Origin of the sequence: Pseudomonas sp. USHLN015 (genome assembly GCF_037153275.1) — a bacterium.
GTDB lineage: Bacteria > Pseudomonadota > Gammaproteobacteria > Pseudomonadales > Pseudomonadaceae > Metapseudomonas > Metapseudomonas tohonis.
In genome coordinates, this window is the sequence record NZ_JBBCKP010000004.1 from 87,171 (window position 1) to 107,885 (window position 20,715).

Genomic DNA, 20,715 nt, shown 5'->3' on the forward strand with positions numbered 1-20,715 from the left:
GTGAAAGATCGCGCGGTACTGAGCTGCCGCAACCTGGGCAAGAGCTACGAGGAAGGCCCGCAATCGGTACAGGTGCTGTCCGGCGTCGAGCTGGAGTTGCACCCGGGCGAGCGCATCGCCATCGTCGGCAGCTCGGGTTCGGGCAAGAGCACCCTGCTGAACATGCTCGGCGGGCTCGACACCCCCAGCACCGGCAGCGTCTGGCTGGCGGGCGAGGAGCTGTCCGCCCTCAACGAGAAGGCCCGTGGCCTGCTGCGTAATCGCGCGCTGGGCTTCGTCTACCAGTTCCACCACCTGCTGCCCGAGTTCACCGCCCTGGAGAACGTCTGCATGCCGCTGCTGATCGGCCGCACGCCCCTCGCCGAGGCCCGCCAGCGCGCCACGGCCCTGCTGGAGCGCGTAGGCCTCGGCCATCGCCTGTCGCACAAGCCGGCGGAGCTGTCCGGTGGCGAGCGCCAGCGCGTGGCCATCGCCCGCGCCCTGGTCAACACGCCGGAGCTGGTGCTGCTCGACGAGCCCACCGGCAACCTCGACAAGCACACCGCCCAGAGCATCCAGGAGCTGATGCTGGAACTCAGCGGGTCGTTGCGTACCGCCTTCCTGGTGGTGACCCACGACCTGCAACTGGCCCAGCAGATGGACCGGGTGCTGCGCCTGGAAGAAGGCCGGCTGGTGGCTGCCTGACATGTTCAGACCCCTGGCGATATTCATCGGCGCGCGCTACACCCGCGCGAAGCGCCGCAACCACTTCATCTCCTTCATTTCGCTGACCTCGATGATCGGCCTCGCCCTGGGCGTACTGGCGATGATCGTCGTGCTCTCGGTGATGAACGGCTTCCAGAAGGAGATGAGCTCGCGGATCCTCGGCATGGTGCCCCATGCCACCCTCGCGGCCGACCAGCCCCTGGACGACTGGCGCAGCGTCGCCAGCGCGGCGATGAAGCACCCCGAGGTGACCGGCGCGGTGCCCTTCGCCGAGCTGGAGGGGATGCTCTCCTATAAAGGCATGATGCAGCCGGTGCAGATCAACGGCATCGATCCGGCGGAGGAGCCCAAGGTCTCCATCATCGGCAAGCACATCGTCCAGGGCGCACTGGAAGACCTCGTACCCGGCGAGTTCGGCATCGTCGTCGGCGAGATCACCGCGCGGCGTTTCCATCTCAATGTCGGCGACAAGCTGACCCTGATCGTGCCGGAGGTCAGCAGCGCGCCGGGCGGCATCACCCCGCGCATGCAGCGCCTCAACGTGGTGGGGGTGTTCAAGGTGGGCGCCGAGCTCGACAGCTCCCTGGCGCTGATCAACGTCGCCGACGCCGCGGCCATCCAGCGCCTGCAGGAAGGCCAGGTGCAGAGCGTGCGCATCGCCCTGAAGGATCTCTACGAGGCGCCGCGCGTCTCCGCGCAGATCGTCAAGGCGCTGGGCGCGGGCTATCGCGCCGATGACTGGACCCACACCCAGGGCAGCCTGTTCAGCGCGATGAAGATGGAGAAGACCATGATCGGCCTGCTGCTGCTGCTGATCGTCGCCGTGGCCGCGTTCAACATCATCGCCACCTTGATCATGGTGGTCGCCGACAAGCGCGCCGACATCGCCATCCTCCGCACCCTGGGCGCCACGCCCCGGCAGATCATGGCCATCTTCATGGTCCAGGGCAGCGTCATCGGTGCGGTCGGCACCCTGATCGGCACGGTGCTGGGCATCGTCACCGCGCTCAATGTCAGCACCTGGATCGCCGCGCTGGAGCGGGCCAGTGGGCAGCACATCTTCAGCTCCGACGTGTATTTCGTCAGCTACCTGCCTTCCGACCTGCAGGTGGCGGACGTGGTGCTGATCTGCGGTGCCGCGCTGCTGCTGAGCTTCCTCGCGACCCTCTATCCGGCCTGGCGCGCCGCCCAGACCCAGCCGGCGGAGGCGCTGCGCTACGAATAGGGCCGACCCTGCGCCATTGAAAACGCCGCTCGAAAGCGGCGTTTTTCATTTCAGGCCCGGAAATTGGCGCTACTGGTGCCCGGACTGCTGGCGGCGCTTCTGACGTTTGCGCCAGCTGTGGCCGACCCACCAGCGCCAGTAGAGCATGGTCAGCATGTAGCCCAGTGCACCGACGAGGATGCCGCAGACGATGGAGCCGAGCAGGAAGGGCTGCCAGACGGTCGAGAGTTCCTGGGTGATCCACTGGAAGGTCAGCTCGTCGGGCAGGGTGCGCGGCGGCACGCCCATCAGCCAGGCGCCCATCTTGTAGGTGCAATAGAAGACCGGCGGCATGGTGATAGGGTTCGTCAGCCAGACCAGGCCGACGGAGATCGGCAGGTTGGCGCGCACGGTGATGGCCAGGCCGGCGGCCAGCAGCATCTGCAGGGGCAAGGGTATGAACGCGGCGAACAGGCCCATCGCCATCGCCCGCGAGACCGAGTGGCGGTTGAGGTGCCAGAGGTTCGGGTCATGGATCAGGGCGCCGAGGAAGCGCAGCGACTTGTGCTCCCTGATCAGGTCCGGGTTCGGCATGTAGCGTTTGAAGAGGCGACGCGGCATGAGGGCTCTCTGGCAGGCTGAAGCGCCGACATTATGCATTCCTGGTTATGACATCGCCGGGTCAGTTTGTGTCGATAAATGAATGGAACCGCTCCGATCGACGGTCATTGGCCGTGGCGCGTGGCGGGGCTTCCCAGGGAGGGGAGTGCGATGACGTGGGCGTTGGTGGCGCTGGGCGGTGGCCTGGCCGCGGTGCGGTTCATGCCGGCGTTGCCGCCGACCGCCTGGCTGCTCGTGGCGGCGGTACTGGGGCTGGCATTGCTGGCCGGGCGCGGGCGGGCGGCCGGTCTGTTCCTGCTGGGGTTCGCCTGGGGCTGCTGCTGCGCCCAATGGGCCCTGGATGATCGGCTGGACCCATCCCTCGATGGCGAGACCCGCTGGCTGGAGGGGCGGGTCGTCGGGCTGCCGCAACGGGGCAGCGGGGTGGTGCGCTTCGAGTTGGACGATCCGCAGATGCCAGGTGCCGAACTGCCGTCGCGTATCCGCTTGTCCTGGTACGGCGGGCCACAGCTGCGCGGCGGGGAGCGCTGGCGACTGGCTGTGACCCTCAAGCGCCCGCGCGGCCTGGTCAATCCGCATGCCTTCGATTACGAGGCCTGGCTCCTTGCCCGGCACATAGGCGCCAGCGGCTCGGTGAAGGCCGGCAAGCCGTTGGCACCGGGCAATGGCCCCGCCGCCTGGCGTGACCGCCTGCGCCAGGGCATCGAGCAGGTGCCGGCCCATGGGCGCAACGGCGGCATCGCGGCGCTGGTACTCGGCGACGGCTCGGGGCTGGTCGCTGCGGATTGGCGCTTGCTGCAGGACACAGGGACCGTGCACCTGATGGTGATCTCCGGCCAGCACATCGCCTTGCTCGCCGCTGTGCTCTACGGCGCCGTCGCGCTGCTGGCGCGGCTCGGGCTCTGGCCCGGACGCCTGCCCTGGTTGCCCTGCGCCTGTGCCCTGGCGTTCGTCGGATCACTGGGCTACGGCTTGCTGGCCGGCTTCGACGTGCCGGTGCAGCGCGCTTGCCTGATGACCGCCATCGCGCTGCTCTGGCGCTTGCGTTTCCGCCACCTCGGGGTGGTCCGCCCGTTGCTGGTGGCCTTCTGCGTGGTGCTGGCGGCGGATCCGCTGGCCTCCCTGCAGGCAGGATTCTGGTTGTCCTTCGGCGCCGTGGCGTTGCTCATCCTGATTTTCGCCGGGCGGATGGGCGTGCCGCCCTGGTGGCTCAGATGGTGGCGCGCGCAATGGACCATGGGGCTGGCGCTGTCACCCCTGCTGCTGGCGTTGGCGCTGCCCATCAGCCTGAGTGGCCCGCTGGCCAACCTGGTCGCCGTGCCCTGGGTCAGCCTGGTCTCGGTGCCGCTTTCCCTGCTCGGGACTGCGCTGCAGGGCGTGCCATGGCTGGGCGCAGGGCTGCTGTGGCTGGCCGGCGGTTCGCTGGAGCTGTTGTTCCGGCTGCTGGCCTGGATCGCCGCGTGGGTTCCGGCCTGGCAGGCGACGGCCGTTCCTCCGTGGGCCTGGCTGCTGGGCATGGGCGGCTGCCTGTTGCTGGTTCTTCCGGCGGGCGTGCCGGTGCGCGTCCTGGGCGTGGCCCTGCTGTTGCCGACGTTGTTTCCTCCCGTGGAGCGGCCGCCCTGGGGGAGGGCGGACATCTGGCTGCTGGATGTCGGGCAGGGGCTGTCGGTGCTGGTGCGGACCCGGGAGCACGCGCTGCTCTACGACATGGGCGCCCGGCGCGGCGACTTCGACATGGGCGAGCGGGTGGTGCTGCCGAGCCTGCTGGGGCTGGGTGTGCGGCAGCTGGACCAGTTGCTGCTCAGCCATGCCGACAACGACCACGCCGGCGGTGCCGGAGCGGTACTGCGCGGCATGCCGGTGGCGCGGGTGGTCAGCGGTGAGCCGCTGCGCCTGCCGGCTGCGCTGGGCGCCGAGGCCTGCGGCAACGAGGCGTGGGAGTGGGACGGAGTGCGCCTGCGTACCTGGCGCTGGGAGCAGGCGCGCAGTGGCAACGACTGGTCCTGTGTGCTCAGCGTCGAGGCGCACGGCGAGCGCATCCACCTGACCGGCGACATCGGTGTCCAGGCCGAGGCCGCCTGGATCGCCAGCGGTGAGCCCCTGCGCGCCGACTGGCTGCTGGCACCGCACCACGGCAGTGCCAGCTCTTCCTCCGCGGCGCTGATCGAGGCGGTGTCGCCCCGTGGTGCGTTGATCACCCGGGGCAGCCACAACGCCTTCGGCCATCCGCATCCGTCCGTCGTCGCCCGCTACCGTGCTTCTGGCGTCGCGATCCACGACACGGCGCAGTCCGGTGCGCTGCTGATCCGTCTCGGCGAGCGTGACGAGGTGCGTGGACTGCGGACCCAGGCACGTTTCTGGCGGGAAAAATGAGAACGGCGACGGTCGGCGGGGCCCTGACCCTGTGCTAGAGTTGCGCCACTTTTTTCAAGGGGATTTGCCACCGTGTGGGAGCTGGTCAAAGCAGGCGGCTGGATGATGCTGCCTATCATTCTGAGTTCCATCGCAGCCACCGCCATCATTGTGGAGCGCCTGTGGACGCTCCGTGCCAATCGCATCGCACCGCCGCAATTGCTCGGCCAGGTGTGGCGCATGGTCAAGGACAAGCAGCTCAACGCGCAGAAGCTCAAGGAACTGCGTGCCTCGTCCCCGCTGGGCGAGATTCTCGCCGCCGGCCTGGCCAACTCCAAGCATGGTCGCGAGATCATGAAGGAGTGCATCGAGGAGGCTGCATCCCGCGTCATCCATGAGCTGGAGCGCTACCTCAATACCCTGGGCACCATCGCCGCCATGGGCCCGCTGCTGGGCCTTTTGGGTACCGTGTTCGGGATGATCGAGATCTTCAGCGGCTTCATGGACAACGGCATGGCGAACGCCCCGGCCCTGGCTGGCGGTATCGGCAAGGCGCTGATCACCACCGCGGCGGGCCTGATGGTCGCCATCCCCGCCGTGTTCTTCCACCGTTTCCTGCTGCGTCGTGTCGACGAGCTGGTGGTGGCCATGGAGCAGGAGGCGATCAAGCTGGTGGAAGTGACCCAGGGCGATCGTGAAGTGGACTTCGCAGAGGAAGCCAAAGCGTGAAGTTCCGTCGCCGGGCGGGCAACGTCGCCCGTGAGGAAGTCTTCCTCAACCTGACTTCGTTCATCGACGTGATCTTCGTGCTGCTGCTGTTCTTCGTGGTCACCACCACCTTCAGCCGCCCCAGCGAGTTGAAGATCGAATTGCCGGAAGCCGTCAGCGGCACGCCGGCCCAGGCCACCGAGGTGAAGACCCTGGAGCTGTCCATCAGTGCCGATGGCCAGTACGCGCTCAACGGCCAGGTGCTGGTGAAGAACGACCTGGCGACGCTGATGACGGCGCTGAGCAAGGAGTCCGGTGGTGACAACAGCCTGCCGATGATCATCAGCGCCGATGCCAAGACCACCCACCAGACGGTGATCACCGCCATGGATGCGGCCGGCAAGCTGGGCTTCAGCAAGCTGCGCATCACCACGGTCGAGGCCCAGCCGGAGAAGCCCTGATGGCCTTCTCCGATCGCCTGCTGGACGCCTGGTACCGGGGGCATCCTGCCCTGGTGCTGCTTCGCCCCCTGGAGGCGTTGTTCCGCCTCGTGGTGCGGCGCAAGCGGGAGGCCTTCCTCGCCGGTGCGGGCCCCATTTACCGTTCCCCGGTGCCGGTCATGGTGGTGGGCAACATCACCGTCGGCGGTACCGGCAAGACCCCCATGATTCTCTGGCTCATCGAGCACTGCCGCGGCCTCGGCCTGCGCGTAGGCGTGGTCAGCCGTGGCTACGGTGCCCACCCGCCGAGCCTGCCCTGGCGGGTGCGGGCGGAGCAGGGGGCCGATGTCGCCGGCGATGAGCCCCTGCTGATCGTGCAGCGCACGGGCGTGCCCCTGGTGATCGACCCCGATCGGGGCCGCGCCGTGGCGGCGTTGCTGGCCGAAGGCCCGCTGGACCTGGTACTCAGCGACGATGGCCTGCAGCACTATCGCCTGGCACGGGACATCGAACTGGTGCTGATCGACGCTGCCCGTGGCCTGGGCAACGGCCGCTGCCTGCCGGCCGGCCCCCTGCGCGAGCCGGCGCAGCGCCTCGAGACTGTCGACGCGGTGCTCTACAACGGCGCCGACGCCGGCCCCGGTGGTGCCTATGGCTTCCGCCTGCGGCCCAGCGCGTTGGTCAACCTGCTGAGTGGTGAGCGGGTCGGCCTCGAGCATTTCCCTCCTGGCCAGGCCCTCCACGCGGTCGCCGGCATCGGTAATCCGCAGCGTTTCTTCACCACGCTCGAGGCGCTAAACTGGCGCCCGATTCCGCATGCTTTCGCCGACCACGCCAGCTTCGGTGCCGCCGAACTGCAATTCAGCCCGGCACTGCCCCTGGTGATGACCGAGAAGGACGCGGTGAAATGCCGGGCCTTCGCCGCTGACGACTGGTGGTACCTGGCCGTCGATGCCGTGCCCACCGAGGGCTTCGTCGCCTGGCTCGACGCGCGCCTGGCACGCCTGGCCAGCGAACGCTCGTAACCCCATCAGCCACCCCTGAGGGTGGCCTCCAAGGACTCCCCATGGACACCAAACTGCTCGATATCCTCGCCTGCCCCCTGTGCAAGGGCGCGCTGAAGCTCGCCGACGACAAGAGCGAGCTGGTCTGCAAGGCCGATGCCCTGGCCTTCCCCGTCCGCGAAGGCATCCCGGTGATGCTGGAGAGCGAGGCGCGCACCCTCAACGTCGATGAACGGCTGGACAAGTGATGGGCCAGGCATTCACCGTCGTCATCCCCGCTCGCTACGCTTCCACGCGCCTGCCCGGCAAGCCGCTGCAGGACATCGGCGGCAAGCCGATGATCCAGCACGTCTGGGAACAGGCGCGACGCAGCTCGGCCGAGCGCGTGGTGGTGGCCACCGACGATCCGCGCATCGTCGAGGCCTGCAAGGCGTTCGGCGCCGATGTGGTGCTGACCCGTGTGGACCACAACTCCGGTACCGACCGCCTGGCTGAGGTCGCCACCCAGCTGGGGCTCGGTGACGATGCCATCGTGGTCAACGTACAGGGCGACGAGCCGCTGATCCCGCCGTCGATCATCGATCAGGTGGCAGCCAACCTGGCCGCCCATCCCGAGGCCGGCATCGCGACCCTGGCCGAGCCGATCCATGAGGTTGAGGCGTTGTTCAACCCCAACGTGGTCAAGGTGTCGACCGACACCCAGGGGCTGGCCCTGACGTTCAGTCGCGCACCGCTACCCTGGGCCCGCGATGCCTTCGCCCAAGGGCGCGATGCACTGCCCGAAGGGGTGCCTTACCGCCGGCATATCGGCATCTATGCCTACCGCGTGCGGTTTCTCCACGACTTCGTCGCGTGGGGGCCGTGCTGGTTGGAGGACACCGAGTGCCTGGAGCAGCTTCGCGCGCTCTGGCACGGCGTGCGTATCCACGTGGCCGATGCAGTCGAGGCGCCGGCCGCCGGGGTCGACACCGCTGAAGACCTGGAGCGGGTCCGCCGCTTGCTGGGGGCCTGATGAAGGTCCTGTTCGTCTGCCTCGGCAACATCTGCCGCTCGCCCACCGCCGAGGGCGTGCTGCGTCACAAGCTGAGCGAGGCGGGCCTGGATGAGTGGGTGGAGGTCGACTCCGCCGGCACCGGCGACTGGCATGTCGGCAAGGCGCCGGACATGCGCACCCGCCAGGCAGCCCAGCGCCGTGGCTATGACCTTTCCCTGCTACGCGCGCGCCAGGTGAGCGTGGACGATTTCGCCCGTTTCGACCTGGTTCTGGCGATGGACCACAGCAACCTGCGGGACCTCAAGGGGCTGCGTCGCGGCGGCAGCGAGCCGGACCTGTTCCTGCGTCGCTACGGCCTGGTGCCCGAAGAGGTTCCGGATCCCTACTACGGGGGCGAGGAGGGTTTCGAAGAGGTGCTGGACCTGATCGAGCAGGCCTGTGACGGGCTGGTCGCCGAGATACGGGGGCGCCTATGAGCCTGGTCGTTTCCGAGAATGTCTCCCTCAAGCCTTTCAACACCTTTGGCATCGATGTCCGGGCGCGGCTGTTCGCCGAAGCCCGTGACGAGGCTGACGTGCGCGAGGCGCTGGCTCTGGCGGCGGAGCGTGGCGTACCGCTGCAGGTGTTCGGCGGCGGCAGCAACTTGCTGCTGACCCGGGATGTCGACGCGCTGGTGCTGCGCATGGCCAGCCGTGGCGTACGCCTCCTGGCTGACGATGGCGATTCGGTGGTGGTCGAGGCGGAGGCCGGGGAGGCCTGGCACCCCTTCGTGCTCTGGACGCTGGAGCAGGGCCTGGTGGGGCTGGAGAACCTCAGCCTGATTCCCGGTACGGTCGGCGCGGCGCCGATGCAGAACATCGGTGCCTATGGGGTGGAGATCAAGGATGTGTTCGCCGGGTTGACCGCGCTGGACCGCCAGACCGGCGAGCTGCGTGAGTTTGCCCTGAAGGAATGCGCCTTCGCCTACCGGGACAGCCTGTTCAAGCGTGAAGCGGGCCGCTGGCTGATCCTGCGTGTACGCTTCCGCTTGAGCCGCAATGCGCGCCTGCACCTGGACTACGGCCCGGTACGCCAGCGCTTGCAGGACCAGGGCGTGGACGCCCCGACGGCGCTGGATGTGAGCCGTGCCATCTGTTCCATTCGCAGCGAGAAGCTGCCCGACCCGGCGCAACTGGGCAATGCCGGCAGCTTCTTCAAGAACCCGCTGGTTTCCGCAGCGCTGGCCGAACGGTTGCGTGGCGAGCACGTGGATCTGGTGGCCTATCCCCAGGGGGACGGGCAGGTGAAGCTGGCGGCGGGCTGGTTGATCGAGCGCGCGGGCTGGAAGGGCTTCCGGGACGGCGATGCGGGCGTCCACCGTTTGCAGGCGTTGGTGCTGGTCAACTACGGTGCTGCCACCGGCCAGCAACTGTGGACGCTGGCGCAGCGCATCCAGGCTGATATCGCCGAGCGCTTCGGCGTGGCACTGGAGATGGAGCCGAACCTGCTCTGAGGCTGGCTGCATGGCGATGAAAGGGATGCTTCGGCATCCCTTTTTTCATTGGCCTGCGGGAGGGCAGGGTGCCGCTCCGTGGCCTATGCCTGGCCAGCAGTCGTGATTTTCGTCGCGTAGATCGGGGGCTGGATACTTTTCCGACCCAAAGAAAAAGGGATGCCGAAGCATCCCTTTTTCATTCAGGCAGGGCCTCAGACGGTCGGCTTGGACTCGTCCTTGGCTTCTTCCTCTTCCTTCGCCGCTTCAGCAACGGCTTCGTCGGTGGCGCTGCTGGCCTGGGTCACTTCGACCTTCGGCTCTTCAGCGACTTCCGGGGCTTCCACGCTGGCTTCGACGGCAGGCTCGACCTGGGCTTCAGCCACCGGCTCCTGCTCAGCGGCGACTTCGACCACGACCGGGGCGTCTTCTTCAACCACCGGGGCTGCTACGGCCGGAGCGGCAGCGGCTTCACGTGCCAGGCGCTCGGCTTCCTGCTGGCGACGACGCACTTCACGAGGATCGTTCGGTGCGCGGCCACCGGCGCTGACCGGTGCGGCGGCGGGAGCGGGGACCGGCTCGGCTTCAACCGGGGCTTCGACCGGGGCCGGAGCCTCGACTTCCGCGACGGTTTCGGCAGCCGGTACGACGTCTACCGGGGCTTCGACGGCGACGGTTTCGACGGTCGGTTCGGCAACCACGACGGACGCTTCGCTTTCGATAACGGCCGGGGCGCTGGTCTCGACCACTGTGGCCGGTTCCTGCTCCTGGGCGATGGTTTCGGCTACGGATGCGGCAGCAGGCGCTTCGCTGGTGGCATTCTCGACCGGGGTCGGTTCGCTGCTGGCTTGGCCTTCGGCCTGCTCGGCGATGACGCTGGCCGCGACGGCGGTCACGGCGACGGCGGCGGGAGCGCTGCCTTCGACAGTGGCCTCTTCGCTGCCTTCCACGCCTTCTTCGCCTTCGACTTCACGCTGGCGCTCGCGGCGGTTGCTGCGACGACGCTGGCCACGGGAGCGACGACGAGGACGTTCGCCATCGGCGCCTTCCTGATCATCATCCAGCAGCTCTTCGTTGTTCAGCAGTTCTTCTTCGCTGGGCTCGGCAGCCTGCTCGGCGCGCGGTGCGCGCTCTTCACGGGGCTGGCGCTCCTCGCGCGGCGGACGCTCGCCACGTTCGCGGCGGTTTTCCTGGCCTTCGCGGGGTTCACGTGGCTCGCGCGGCTCACGAGCTTCGCGAGGTGCACGTTCTTCACGCGGCTGGCGCTCTTCACGAGGCTGACGCTCCTCGCGAGGCTCACGCGGTGCGCGCTCTTCACGGGGCTCACGCTGCTCACGGGCTTCGCGAGGCTGGCGGTCTTCACGCGGTTGACGCTCTTCGCGCGGCGGACGCTCGCCACGTTCACGGCGGTTTTCCTGGCCTTCGCGAGGCTCACGCGGCTCGCGGGCTTCGCGAGGCTGGCGCTCTTCACGCGGCTTGCGCTCTTCGCGACCTTCACGGCCGTCACGACGGCGGTTCTGCTGACGACCGTTACGGCGCTCCTCGGTGCGGGCGGTGCGCTCGCTGGAGGTGCTCTTCTCGGTGGTGGCGGGTTGGGCTTCTTCCTTGCCGGCGAACAGGCCTACCAGCGACTTCACCAGGCCCTTGAAGAGGCTCGGTTCGGCCGCGGCGACAGCGGCGGTCGGCGGAGCCATCGGGGCTGGTGCAGGGCGCTCGGGGGCGACGGTCTTCACCGCGGCTTCCTGGCGCACCAGGGTGCGGGTGGCGGCGGCCGGCTGGTGATCCTCGGTTTCGGTCGGGGTCATCTCGTAGCTGGACTGGCCGTTCATCACTTCCGGGCTGTCATCGCGCAGGCGCTGCACTTCGAAGTGCGGCGTCTCCAGATGGTCGTTCGGCAGGATGACGATGCGGGCGCGGGTACGCAGCTCGATCTTGGTGATGCTGTTGCGCTTCTCGTTGAGGAGGAAGGCGGCAACCGGGATCGGCACCTGGGCGCGAACTTCCGCGGTGCGGTCCTTCAGGGCCTCTTCCTCGATCAGGCGCAGGATCGCCAGCGACAGGGACTCGACGTCACGGATGATGCCCTGGCCGTTGCAACGGGGGCAGACGATGCCGCTGCTCTCGCCGAGGGACGGGCGCAGGCGCTGGCGGGACATTTCCAGCAGGCCGAAGCGGGAGATGCGACCGACCTGGACGCGGGCGCGGTCGGCTTCCAGGGCTTCGCGTACCTTCTCTTCCACGGCGCGCTGGTTCTTGGCCGGGGTCATGTCGATGAAGTCGATGACGATCAGTCCGCCGATATCGCGCAGGCGCAGCTGGCGGGCGATTTCCTCGGCCGCTTCCAGGTTGGTCTGCAGGGCGGTTTCTTCGATGTCACCGCCTTTGGTCGCACGCGCCGAGTTGATGTCGATGGACACCAGGGCTTCGGTCGGGTCGATGACGATGGAGCCGCCGGACGGCAGCTTCACTTCGCGCTGGAAGGCGGTTTCGATCTGGCTTTCGATCTGGAAGCGGTTGAACAGCGGAACGCTGTCCTGATAGAGCTTGATCTTGTTCTGGTACTGCGGCATCACCTGGCGGATGAAGCTCAGGGCTTCTTCCTGGGCTTCCACGCTGTCGACCAGTACTTCACCGATGTCCTGGCGCAGGTAGTCACGGATGGCGCGGATGATGACGTTGCTTTCCTGGTAGATCAGGAACGGTGCGCCGCGCTCGCCGGAGGCTTCCTTGATGGCGCTCCACAGCTGCAGCAGGTAGTCCAGGTCCCACTGCAGCTCTTCGCTGGAGCGGCCCAGGCCGGCGGTACGTACGATCAGGCCCATGTCGGCCGGGGCGTTCAGGCCGTTCAGGGCTTCACGCAGTTCGTTGCGCTCTTCGCCCTCGATGCGGCGGGAGATGCCGCCGGCACGCGGGTTGTTCGGCATCAGCACCAGGTAGCGGCCGGCGAGGCTGATGAAGGTGGTCAGGGCTGCGCCCTTGTTGCCACGCTCTTCCTTCTCGACCTGGACGATGACTTCCTGGCCTTCGTTGAGCACGTCCTTGATGTTGACGCGCCCCTCGGGGGACTTCTTGAAGTATTCGCGGGAGATTTCTTTCAGCGGCAGGAAGCCGTGACGATCGGCGCCGAAGTCGACGAATGCGGCCTCGAGGCTGGGCTCGATGCGGGTGATGCGGCCTTTGTAGATGTTGGCCTTTTTCTGTTCACGGGCGCCCGACTCGATATCCAGGTCGTACAGGCGTTGGCCGTCGACCAGGGCAACACGCAACTCTTCGGGCTGAGTTGCGTTAATCAGCATTCTTTTCATGTAGTACCGTCGGTTTCCGGGGCTGCCGGAAACGGCGATCAGCACACACGACTCTCGCGGTCGGTGTCAGGTGCGCGTCAGGAGCGGCATGCCACTCCCGTGTCCAGCGACATCCAGGCCAGTAGGGCCGGGGTCGCGACGACGTCTCCTGCTTGCTGTTGTCGTAACAGAAGCACGTTGTCAGGAGGAGGAATCAGCCATCGGTAGCGGACGAGATAAAGCGTCTTGATTGAAGCGTTTGCTACGCAGTCCGACGGTTGTGCATCTCCACCCTACACTTGTCCCTTGAAAATCGGGTGCCGCTCGCAGAATCCGTAGCGGGTTGCATTTACCGCGACTGCCCCTAGGGGATTGTCGCGCGTCATGGCTCAAGGCGTTTTTCTCTGGATATTCGCGCTCTGTGCGGCGAGATATTCTGAAGGACGGCCTGACGTCCTGAATGGGTTGCACGTGGCTGGGATGGCAGTTTTGGCGATCATCCGGGGCACGGCCGCTTTTGGCGGCGTTCGCGACTATAGCAGTAATCATTAAGTGCTTCAATTCCATAAAAAATTGTTATGATGCGCGCCATGACTACTCCTCCTTCCCCAACCTCCAGCGTCCAGCTGCTTGAGGTTGCGCCGGAATATGCCGGCCAGCGAATCGATAATTTCCTGCGCACACAGCTCAAGGGTGTTCCCAAGACGCTGGTCTACCGCATCCTTCGCAAGGGTGAGGTGCGGGTGAACAAGGGGCGGATCAAGCCCGAGTACAAGCTCCAGGCCGGTGACATCGTTCGTGTGCCGCCCTTGCGGCTGGCCGAGCGTGACGAGGCGGCGCCCGTGGCGCAGGGCATGCTCGAGCGCCTGGAGGCGGCAATCGTCTACGAGGACAAGGGCCTGATCGTGCTCAACAAGCCGGCGGGTATCGCCGTGCACGGCGGCAGTGGGTTGAGCTTCGGTGTGATCGAGGCGTTCCGCCAGTTGCGTCCTGATGCCAAGGAGCTGGAACTGGTGCACCGGCTGGACCGGGATACCTCCGGCCTTCTGATGATCGCCAAGAAGCGCAGCATGCTCCGCCATCTCCATGAGGCCCTGCGCGGTGATGGCGTGGACAAGCGCTACATGGCGCTGGTCCGTGGCAGTTGGCCGACCTCGAAGAAGAAGGTCAGCGCGCCGCTGTTGAAGAACAACCTGCGCTCCGGCGAGCGCATGGTCGAGGTCAATGACGAGGGCAAGGAGGCGCTGACCGAATTCCGTGTGCTGCGCCGCTTCGGCGAGTTCGCCACGTTGGTCGAGGCGAGCCCCATCACCGGGCGGACCCACCAGATCCGCGTGCACACCCGTCACGCTGGCCATGCCATCGCGGGTGATCCCAAGTACGGTGACGAGGACTTTTCCCGCGAAATCCGTGAGCTGGGCGGCAAGCGTCTTTTCCTGCATGCCTACGCGCTGTCGCTGGTGTTGCCGGATGGCACGCCGCTGCAGGTCGAGGCGCCGGTAGATGACATGTGGGAGAAGACCCTGGAGCGCCTCGGTGCCTGACTATCGCCTGTTGGTATTCGATTGGGACGGCACGCTGGTGGATTCCATTTCGCGCATCGTCGAGTCCCTGCAGGTCGCTGCCGAGGCTTGCGGATTGCCGCAACTGGACGAGTCGGCCCTGAAAGGCATCATTGGCCTCGGCTTGCCCGAGGCGATTCGCGTGCTTTATCCCGAGGTCGACGACCCGGTGGCGGTCCAGCGCTATCGGGAGGTCTATGGAGCCCATTACAACCGGCTGGAGGCTCAGCCTTCCGCGTTGTTCCCGGGTGTGCTGGAGGCTCTCGAAGGCTTTCGGGGTGAGGGGTACCTGCTGGCGGTTGCTACCGGCAAGACCCGGCGCGGCCTGGATCATGTGCTGGCCGGTCGTGGCTGGCTCGATTATTTCGATATCACCCGTTGCGCGGACGAGACCGCGAGCAAGCCGGATCCGCGCATGCTGCACGAGATTCTCCAGCATTGCCGTGTGGAGGCCGGGCAGGCGCTGATGGTCGGTGACTCGCCCTTCGATCTGCGGATGGCTCACCGGGCGGGGATGGATTCCGTGGCGGTGGGGTACGGCGCCCAGTCCCTGGATGCACTGCGCGGCGAGTCGCCGCGATTGGCGATCGAGCATTTCGATGAATTGCGTCACTGGCTCGCTGGTGGTGCGAACACACACACTATGAAGGTGGATCTGCATGTCGGATGAATGGAAGGCTTCGACGCCTGCGGGCGGTGGCGATGACAAGAGCTGGAAGCTGCTGGAAAAGGCCGTGCTGGCGGGTGTGCAGGAGCAGCGTCGCTCGCGTCGCTGGGGCATATTCTTCAAGGTCCTGACCTTCCTCTACCTGTTCGTGGCGCTGGCGCTCTTCTCGCCGCTTTTCGATCTGCAGAAGACTGCGGCGCGAGGTGAGAACCACACGGCGCTGGTCGAAGTGAAGGGCATGATCGCCGATGACGAGGCTGCCAGCGCCGACAACATCGTCGGCAGCCTGCGCGCTGCCTTCGAAGATCCGAAGACCAAGGGCATCGTCCTGCGCATCAACAGCCCGGGCGGTAGCCCGGTGCAGTCCGGCTATATCTACGACGAGATCCGGCGGCTGCGCGGGGAGCACGCGGACATCAAGGTCTATGCGGTGATCACTGACCTGGGGGCCTCTGGCGCCTATTACATCGCCAGCGCCGCCGATGAGATCTATGCCGACAAGGCCAGTCTGGTCGGTTCCATCGGTGTTACCGCCGCGAGCTTCGGTTTCGTCGACCTGATGGGCAAGCTGGGTGTGGAGCGTCGCGTTTACACCTCGGGCGAGCACAAGGCCTTCCTCGATCCCTTCCAGCCGCAGAAGGCCGAGGAGACCCAGTTCTGGCAGGGTGTACTCGATACCACTCACAAGCAGTTCATCGAGAGCGTGAAGAAAGGCCGTGGTGATCGCCTGAAGGTCGAGGGGCATCCGGAGCTGTTCAGTGGTCTGGTGTGGTCCGGAGAGCAGGCTCTCGAGCTGGGCTTGGTGGATAAGTTGGGTAGCACCAGCTTCGTTGCGCGCGAAGTGATCGGTGAAAAGGAGATCGTCGACTACACCAAGCAGGAGACGCCCTTCGACCGCTTCGCCAAGCGGCTCGGCGCCAGCGTGGCGGAGCGCCTGGCGCTATGGATGGGGTTCCAGGGGCCGAGCCTGCGCTGACCCATCGCTACCTTATATAAGGAAGAGCCCGGCCCGTGCCGGGCTTTTTCGTCAGGGTAGCGCCAGGCCTTCTTCGAGCAGCATGTCCACCAGGCGGATCAGTGGCAGGCCCACCAGGCTGGTGGCGTCCTCGCCTTGGGTGGAGCGGAACAGGCTTACGCCCAGTCCTTCGGCCTTGAAGCTGCCGGCGCAGTCGTAGGGCTCTTCGGCATGGAGGTAGCGCTCGATGGTCGCTTCGTTCAGGGGGCGGAAGTTCACCGTGAAGGGCACGCAATCCACTTGGCAGCGGCCATTACGGGTGTTCAGCAGGGCGAGGCCGGTGAGGAAGGTGACGCTGGTGCCGCTGGCGGCCAGCAGCTGGCTGCGGGCGCGCTCGAACTCCAGGGGCTTGCCGAGTATCTGCTCGCCGAGGACGGCTACCTGGTCGGAACCGATGATCAGGTGCTGGGGATGCAGGTCGGCCAGGGCGCGTGCTTTTTCTTCGGCCAGGCGGCGTACCAGCTGCTCCGCTGTTTCGTGGGGGTGGCGGGTTTCATCGATGGCCGGCGCGCTCCATGCGAAGGGCAGGCGAAGGCGTTCAAGAAGCTCGCGACGGTACGGCGAGCTGGATGCGAGCACCAGAGGTGGCATGCTGATCTCCCAGTCAGGAAGCGGAAATTCTATAGCTCTAGCCGCATGGCGGACAGGGCGGAATTTGTTTTGACAGGTGCTGGGTGCATCCCTAGAATGTCGCGCCTATGTTGAATGGGCCGATTCCACCTCACGTCGATCCGCGCAAGATGGCTGATCGCGGCGTAACCCTCCAGGGCGAGCTGCAACTCTCCAGTCTTGAGCGTCTCTGCGACCCGCTTGCCGATGATGCAGGCATCGTACGCACGAAACTCGTTTTCGGGCGCGACGAGCGCAGGACTGCGATTATTCGCAGTGAAATCGATGTCGAGGTCAAGATGGTGTGCCAGCGTTGTCTGGAGCTGGTCGTGCTGCCGATCCACAGCGAATGCACGTACGCCGTGGTGAAGGAAGGCGCGGACAGCGAGTCACTGCCCAAGGGCTATGACGTGCTGGAAGTGGGTGAGGATCCCCTGGATCTTCTGACTCTGGTCGAGGATGAGCTCTTGCTCGCCTTGCCCATTGTTCCGGCCCATGACCCTGAAGATTGCCAGCAGCCGGAGGGGCTTGATGAGCCCGAGCCGAGTGAGAACGAGGTGACGCGGTCCAACCCGTTCAGTGTACTGGCGCAGTTAAAGCGTGACCCAAACGTTTAGGAGTTAATTGATTATGGCTGTTCAGCAGAACAAAAAATCCCGCTCTGCCCGCGACATGCGTCGTTCCCACGATGCCCTCGAGGCGAACGCTCTGTCCGTCGAGAAGAGCACCGGTGAAGTACACCTGCGTCACCACGTATCCCCGGAAGGCGTATACCGTGGTCGCAAAGTGATCGACAAGGGCGCTGACGAGTAATCCTTGTCCGCTCCGATCATCGCGATTGACGCAATGGGCGGGGACTTCGGTCCCCGTTGCATTGTTCCGGCCAGCATCGCCTGTCTGGCTGAGTTCCCCTCGCTCCATCTCATTCTTGTCGGCCAAGCCCCTCTGCTCGAAGAGCTGATCGCCCGTGAACACGGTGTCGATCGTCAGCGGCTTTCCGTCGAGCATGCATCCGAAGTTGTCGGCATGGACGAGCGCCCATCCCAGGCGCTGCGCGGCAAGCCCGACTCCTCCATGCGCATCGCCCTCGACCTGGTCCGTGCCGGTCGTGCCCAGGCCTGCGTCAGCGCCGGCAATACCGGTGCGCTGATGGCGCTTTCCCGCTACATGCTCAAGACCCTGCCCGGCATCGATCGCCCTGCGATGGTCAGTGCCGTGCCTACGGCCAAGGGGCATTGCCACCTGCTGGATCTCGGCGCCAACGTCGATTGCAGTGCCGAGCACCTCTATCAGTTCGCCGTCATGGGCTCGGTCGCGGCCGAAGCACTCGGGGTGTCGCGCCCACGTATCGCGTTGCTCAACGTCGGCACCGAGGACATCAAGGGCAATCAGCAGGTCAAGCTGGCGTCCAGCCTGCTGCAGCAGGCCGAAGGCCTGAACTACATCGGCTATATAGAAGGCGACGGTCTGTACCGTGGCGAGGCCGATGTGGTGGTATGCGACGGTTTCGTCGGCAACATCCTGCTCAAGTCCAGCGAAGGCCTGGCGTCGATGATCTCCGCCCGTATCGAGGCGCTGTTCACCGACAGCCTGGGCTCACGCATGGTCGGCGCCCTGGCGCTGCCGTTGCTGCGCCGCTTGCAGGGTGACCTGGCGCCTGCCCGGCATAATGGCGCGAGCTTCCTCGGCCTGCAGGGCATCGTGGTCAAGAGCCACGGCGCCGCTGGCTCGGACGGCTTCCAGAGCGCCATCCGCCGCGCGCTCATGGAAATCCGCGAGAATCTTCCCCAGCGCCTGCACGGGCGTCTCGAGGATCTGTTGCTCTAGGATGTGACCGCCGTCTGCGGCCTGTCATCCAACTGTCAGTTCCTTGCGCTTGGCTATGCCCGGCGCTCCTGTACACCGATTAAGGCAAACAAGGGAATAGTTCCGATGTCCGCATCCCTCGCATTCGTTTTTCCCGGCCAGGGCTCACAGTCCCTGGGCATGCTGGCCGAGCATGGTGCTTCGCAGAAGCTGGTCCTGGATACCTTCGCCGAAGCCTCCGAAGCCCTGGGCTACGACCTCTGGGCCCTGGTCCAGCAGGGGCCGGAAGAAAGCCTGAACCAGACCGACAAGACCCAGCCTGCCATCCTCACCGCCTCCATTGCGCTCTGGCGCCTGTGGCTGGCCGAGGGGGGCGCCCGCCCGGCCTATGTCGCCGGTCACAGCCTGGGTGAGTACTCGGCGCTGGTCGCCGCCGGCAGCCTGGGCTTCGCCGATGCGGTGAGGCTGGTCGAGCGCCGCGGCCAACTGATGCAGCAAGCCGTTCCGGCAGGGCAGGGCGGCATGGCCGCCATCCTCGGCCTGGAAGATGCCGACGTACTCGCCGCCTGCGCCGAAGCCGCGCAGGGTGATGTGGTCAGCGCGGTCAATTTCAACGCCCCCGGCCAGGTGGTCATCGCCGGTAGCGCCGTCGCCGTCGAGCGTGCCATCGAAGCCTGCAAGGCCCGTGGTGCCAAGCGCGCCATGGCGCTGCCGGTCAGCGTGCCCTCCCATTGCGCACTGATGCGCCCGGCCGCCGAACGCTTCGCCGAGTCGGTCGAGGCCATCGCCTGGCAGGCGCCGCAGATCCCGCTGGTGCAGAACGTCAGCGCCGCTGTCGTGGCTGACCTCGGCGTCCTCAAGGGCGACCTGCTGGCCCAGCTTTACAGCCCCGTTCGCTGGGTCGAGTCCATGGTCCGCCTGTCGGAGCAGGGCGTGACCGAGTTGGTCGAGTGCGGCCCCGGCAAGGTTCTTTCCGGCCTGAACAAGCGCTGCGTGAAGGGCATCGGTACGCACAATCTGGATACCCCCGACGCTTTCGCAGCCGCTCGCGCTGCGTTGGCCTGAGCAAGGAGAAGACTATGAGTCTGCAAGGTAAGGTCGCCCTGGTCACCGGTGCGAGCCGTGGCATCGGTCAGGCCATCGCGCTGGAACTGGGTCGCCTGGGTGCCGTCGTCATCGGCACCGCCACCACCCCGGGCGGTGCCGAGCGCATCGCCGAATACCTCAAGGAAAACGGCGTCCAAGGCGCCGGCCTGGTGCTCGATGTCAGCAATGACGAGTCCGTCGCCAGCACCCTCGAACACATCCAGCAGCATCTCGGCCAGCCGCTGATCCTGGTGAACAACGCCGGCATCACCCGCGACAACCTGATGCTGCGCATGAAGGACGACGAGTGGTTCGACGTCATCAACACCAACCTCAACAGCCTGTATCGCCTGTCCAAGGCCGTGTTGCGCGGCATGACCAAGGCGCGCTGGGGTCGCATCATCAACATCGGCTCGGTGGTGGGCGCCATGGGCAACGCCGGGCAGGTGAACTACGCCGCCGCCAAGGCCGGCCTGGAAGGCTTCGGTCGCGCACTGGCCCGTGAAGTCGGCTCCCGCGCCATTACCGTGAACTCGGTGGCGCCCGGTTTCATCGATACCGACATGACCCGCGAGCTGCCGGAAGCCCAGCGCGATGCACTGCTGGGGCAGATTCCGCTGGGTCGCCTGGGACAGGCCGAGGAGATCGCCAAGGTGGTCGCATTCCTCGCTTCCGATAGCGCATCCTACGTGACCGGGGCTACTATCCCTGTGAACGGCGGCATGTACATGAGCTGAATGTGACGATTCCCTTCAGGAAACTGTCATAGGAGCTGTCTAAAATCCGGTACATAAGTGCAATTGGGTTATGGACGGGTCCAGACGGGGCCTGGAGGGGTTGGCATCCCGCTTGAAATGCGGAAAACCCTTTCTATACACTGCAGCCCAAGCTGCACGGATTTTTCCATAGGAGTGAAAACAAGGTATGAGCACCATCGAAGAACGCGTCAAGAAAATCGTCGCCGAGCAACTGGGCGTTAAAGAAGACGAAGTAACCAACAGCGCTTCCTTCGTCGAAGACCTGGGCGCCGACTCCCTTGACACCGTTGAGCTGGTGATGGCTCTGGAAGAGGAATTCGAGACCGAGATCCCGGACGAGCAAGCTGAGAAGATCACCACCGTTCAGGAAGCCATCGATTACATCAACGCGCACGCGCAATAAGTAATCGTCGATTCCCGACTCGGAAA

Annotated in this window: 22 protein-coding genes; 19 read left to right on the forward strand and 3 right to left on the reverse strand. The window is 65.9% G+C overall.

The window, feature by feature from the left end; genetic code table 11:
* Together lolD and WFQ67_RS09335 are read left to right on the forward strand one after the other, a co-directional pair.
* Positions 1-684 carry a lipoprotein-releasing ABC transporter ATP-binding protein LolD gene (gene lolD, locus WFQ67_RS09330; RefSeq protein ID WP_337056882.1) on the forward strand — a complete coding sequence of 228 codons (684 nt, stop codon included), beginning with the start codon at positions 1-3 and terminating at the stop codon, positions 682-684.
* 1 nt (position 685) lies between these two features.
* On the forward strand, positions 686-1,930 hold the full coding sequence (locus tag WFQ67_RS09335) for a lipoprotein-releasing ABC transporter permease subunit (RefSeq protein WP_173173793.1): 1,245 nt from the start codon (positions 686-688) through the stop codon (positions 1,928-1,930).
* A 69-nt stretch (positions 1,931-1,999) separates the two neighbouring features.
* Here WFQ67_RS09335 and WFQ67_RS09340 read toward each other — a convergent pair whose 3' ends face one another.
* Positions 2,000-2,530 carry a DUF2062 domain-containing protein gene (locus WFQ67_RS09340; RefSeq protein ID WP_173173795.1) on the reverse strand — a complete coding sequence of 177 codons (531 nt, stop codon included), beginning with the start codon at positions 2,528-2,530 and terminating at the stop codon, positions 2,000-2,002.
* Positions 2,531-2,680: 150 nt separating this feature from the next.
* On the opposite strand from WFQ67_RS09340, the gene WFQ67_RS09345 reads away from it, so the two are divergent.
* The 8 genes from WFQ67_RS09345 to murB all read left to right on the forward strand — a co-directional run bounded on the left by WFQ67_RS09345 (position 2,681) and on the right by murB (position 9,520).
* The gene (locus WFQ67_RS09345; protein ID WP_337056664.1) at positions 2,681-4,903 is read left to right on the forward strand and encodes a DNA internalization-related competence protein ComEC/Rec2; all 2,223 of its coding nucleotides are present in this window, start codon (positions 2,681-2,683) and stop codon (positions 4,901-4,903) included.
* A gap of 72 nt (positions 4,904-4,975) precedes the next feature.
* The gene (locus WFQ67_RS09350; protein ID WP_173173797.1) at positions 4,976-5,611 is read left to right on the forward strand and encodes a MotA/TolQ/ExbB proton channel family protein; all 636 of its coding nucleotides are present in this window, start codon (positions 4,976-4,978) and stop codon (positions 5,609-5,611) included.
* Positions 5,608-6,051, forward strand: coding sequence for an ExbD/TolR family protein (locus WFQ67_RS09355; RefSeq protein ID WP_173173799.1), 444 nt, complete (start codon positions 5,608-5,610; stop codon positions 6,049-6,051). Before WFQ67_RS09350 ends, WFQ67_RS09355 begins: the two co-directional genes overlap by 4 nt.
* On the forward strand, positions 6,051-7,055 hold the full coding sequence (lpxK, locus tag WFQ67_RS09360; protein ID WP_213628934.1) for a tetraacyldisaccharide 4'-kinase: 1,005 nt from the start codon (positions 6,051-6,053) through the stop codon (positions 7,053-7,055). The genes WFQ67_RS09355 and lpxK overlap by 1 nt, the downstream gene beginning before the upstream one ends.
* 41 nt (positions 7,056-7,096) lie before the next feature.
* Entirely contained in the window at positions 7,097-7,282 is a 186-nt protein-coding gene (locus WFQ67_RS09365) for a Trm112 family protein (RefSeq protein ID WP_111262773.1), read from the forward strand.
* The gene (kdsB, locus tag WFQ67_RS09370; protein ID WP_213628935.1) at positions 7,282-8,046 is read left to right on the forward strand and encodes a 3-deoxy-manno-octulosonate cytidylyltransferase; all 765 of its coding nucleotides are present in this window, start codon (positions 7,282-7,284) and stop codon (positions 8,044-8,046) included. The genes WFQ67_RS09365 and kdsB overlap by 1 nt, the downstream gene beginning before the upstream one ends.
* The gene (locus WFQ67_RS09375; protein ID WP_337056667.1) at positions 8,046-8,504 is read left to right on the forward strand and encodes a low molecular weight protein-tyrosine-phosphatase; all 459 of its coding nucleotides are present in this window, start codon (positions 8,046-8,048) and stop codon (positions 8,502-8,504) included. The genes kdsB and WFQ67_RS09375 overlap by 1 nt, the downstream gene beginning before the upstream one ends.
* Positions 8,501-9,520: a UDP-N-acetylmuramate dehydrogenase gene (gene murB / locus WFQ67_RS09380; protein ID WP_213628937.1), complete on the forward strand. Its 1,020-nt coding sequence runs from the start codon at positions 8,501-8,503 to the stop codon at positions 9,518-9,520. The genes WFQ67_RS09375 and murB overlap by 4 nt, the downstream gene beginning before the upstream one ends.
* Before the next feature lie 194 nt (positions 9,521-9,714).
* Here murB and rne read toward each other — a convergent pair whose 3' ends face one another.
* A complete protein-coding gene (rne, locus tag WFQ67_RS09385; RefSeq protein ID WP_337056668.1) occupies positions 9,715-12,804 on the reverse strand; it encodes a ribonuclease E in 3,090 nt (1,029 codons plus the stop codon).
* Positions 12,805-13,373: 569 nt separating this feature from the next.
* On the opposite strand from rne, the gene rluC reads away from it, so the two are divergent.
* The 3 genes from rluC to sppA are packed head-to-tail and all read left to right on the forward strand — an operon-like array spanning position 13,374 to position 15,988.
* On the forward strand, positions 13,374-14,327 hold the full coding sequence (gene rluC, locus WFQ67_RS09390) for a 23S rRNA pseudouridine(955/2504/2580) synthase RluC (RefSeq protein ID WP_173173811.1): 954 nt from the start codon (positions 13,374-13,376) through the stop codon (positions 14,325-14,327).
* A complete protein-coding gene (locus WFQ67_RS09395; protein WP_337056669.1) occupies positions 14,320-15,015 on the forward strand; it encodes an HAD-IA family hydrolase in 696 nt (231 codons plus the stop codon). Before rluC ends, WFQ67_RS09395 begins: the two co-directional genes overlap by 8 nt.
* Complete coding sequence (sppA, locus tag WFQ67_RS09400) at positions 15,005-15,988, forward strand: signal peptide peptidase SppA (RefSeq protein ID WP_173173815.1); 984 nt, start codon at positions 15,005-15,007, stop codon at positions 15,986-15,988. Before WFQ67_RS09395 ends, sppA begins: the two co-directional genes overlap by 11 nt.
* A gap of 51 nt (positions 15,989-16,039) precedes the next feature.
* Here the strand turns inward: sppA and WFQ67_RS09405 are convergent, their stop codons facing one another.
* Complete coding sequence (locus WFQ67_RS09405; RefSeq protein ID WP_337056670.1) at positions 16,040-16,618, reverse strand: Maf family protein; 579 nt, start codon at positions 16,616-16,618, stop codon at positions 16,040-16,042.
* A gap of 107 nt (positions 16,619-16,725) precedes the next feature.
* Here WFQ67_RS09405 and WFQ67_RS09410 point away from each other — a divergent pair, with 107 nt between their 5' ends.
* From WFQ67_RS09410 to acpP, 6 genes are all read left to right on the forward strand, one after another.
* Positions 16,726-17,253 (forward strand): YceD family protein, encoded by a 528-nt coding sequence (locus WFQ67_RS09410; protein ID WP_173173819.1) that lies wholly within the window; start codon positions 16,726-16,728, stop codon positions 17,251-17,253.
* A 13-nt stretch (positions 17,254-17,266) separates the two neighbouring features.
* On the forward strand, positions 17,267-17,449 hold the full coding sequence (rpmF, locus tag WFQ67_RS09415; protein WP_013791824.1) for a 50S ribosomal protein L32: 183 nt from the start codon (positions 17,267-17,269) through the stop codon (positions 17,447-17,449).
* A 3-nt stretch (positions 17,450-17,452) separates the two neighbouring features.
* The gene (gene plsX / locus WFQ67_RS09420; protein ID WP_442969581.1) at positions 17,453-18,463 is read left to right on the forward strand and encodes a phosphate acyltransferase PlsX; all 1,011 of its coding nucleotides are present in this window, start codon (positions 17,453-17,455) and stop codon (positions 18,461-18,463) included.
* Positions 18,464-18,568: 105 nt separating this feature from the next.
* Positions 18,569-19,507 carry an ACP S-malonyltransferase gene (gene fabD, locus WFQ67_RS09425; protein ID WP_337056671.1) on the forward strand — a complete coding sequence of 313 codons (939 nt, stop codon included), beginning with the start codon at positions 18,569-18,571 and terminating at the stop codon, positions 19,505-19,507.
* A 14-nt stretch (positions 19,508-19,521) separates the two neighbouring features.
* Positions 19,522-20,265 carry a 3-oxoacyl-ACP reductase FabG gene (fabG, locus tag WFQ67_RS09430; protein WP_337056672.1) on the forward strand — a complete coding sequence of 248 codons (744 nt, stop codon included), beginning with the start codon at positions 19,522-19,524 and terminating at the stop codon, positions 20,263-20,265.
* A gap of 187 nt (positions 20,266-20,452) precedes the next feature.
* Positions 20,453-20,689: an acyl carrier protein gene (gene acpP, locus WFQ67_RS09435; protein WP_016493661.1), complete on the forward strand. Its 237-nt coding sequence runs from the start codon at positions 20,453-20,455 to the stop codon at positions 20,687-20,689.
* Positions 20,690-20,715: the final 26 nt, after the last annotated feature.

Bases quoted from the DNA above. Each gene is read 5' to 3' on its own strand.
- WFQ67_RS09335 (WP_173173793.1), top strand. From the start codon at position 686: ATGTTCAGACCCCTGGCGATATTCATCGGCGCGCGCTACACCCGCGCG.
- WFQ67_RS09340 (WP_173173795.1), bottom strand. From the start codon at position 2,530: ATGCCGCGTCGCCTCTTCAAACGCTACATGCCGAACCCGGACCTGATC.
- WFQ67_RS09345 (WP_337056664.1), top strand. From the start codon at position 2,681: ATGACGTGGGCGTTGGTGGCGCTGGGCGGTGGCCTGGCCGCGGTGCGG.
- lpxK (WP_213628934.1), top strand. From the start codon at position 6,051: ATGGCCTTCTCCGATCGCCTGCTGGACGCCTGGTACCGGGGGCATCCT.
- WFQ67_RS09365 (WP_111262773.1), top strand. From the start codon at position 7,097: ATGGACACCAAACTGCTCGATATCCTCGCCTGCCCCCTGTGCAAGGGC.
- kdsB (WP_213628935.1), top strand. From the start codon at position 7,282: ATGGGCCAGGCATTCACCGTCGTCATCCCCGCTCGCTACGCTTCCACG.
- WFQ67_RS09375 (WP_337056667.1), top strand. From the start codon at position 8,046: ATGAAGGTCCTGTTCGTCTGCCTCGGCAACATCTGCCGCTCGCCCACC.
- murB (WP_213628937.1), top strand. From the start codon at position 8,501: ATGAGCCTGGTCGTTTCCGAGAATGTCTCCCTCAAGCCTTTCAACACC.
- rne (WP_337056668.1), bottom strand. From the start codon at position 12,804: ATGAAAAGAATGCTGATTAACGCAACTCAGCCCGAAGAGTTGCGTGTT.
- rluC (WP_173173811.1), top strand. From the start codon at position 13,374: ATGACTACTCCTCCTTCCCCAACCTCCAGCGTCCAGCTGCTTGAGGTT.
- sppA (WP_173173815.1), top strand. From the start codon at position 15,005: ATGTCGGATGAATGGAAGGCTTCGACGCCTGCGGGCGGTGGCGATGAC.
- WFQ67_RS09405 (WP_337056670.1), bottom strand. From the start codon at position 16,618: ATGCCACCTCTGGTGCTCGCATCCAGCTCGCCGTACCGTCGCGAGCTT.
- WFQ67_RS09410 (WP_173173819.1), top strand. From the start codon at position 16,726: ATGTTGAATGGGCCGATTCCACCTCACGTCGATCCGCGCAAGATGGCT.
- rpmF (WP_013791824.1), top strand. From the start codon at position 17,267: ATGGCTGTTCAGCAGAACAAAAAATCCCGCTCTGCCCGCGACATGCGT.
- fabD (WP_337056671.1), top strand. From the start codon at position 18,569: ATGTCCGCATCCCTCGCATTCGTTTTTCCCGGCCAGGGCTCACAGTCC.
- fabG (WP_337056672.1), top strand. From the start codon at position 19,522: ATGAGTCTGCAAGGTAAGGTCGCCCTGGTCACCGGTGCGAGCCGTGGC.
- acpP (WP_016493661.1), top strand. From the start codon at position 20,453: ATGAGCACCATCGAAGAACGCGTCAAGAAAATCGTCGCCGAGCAACTG.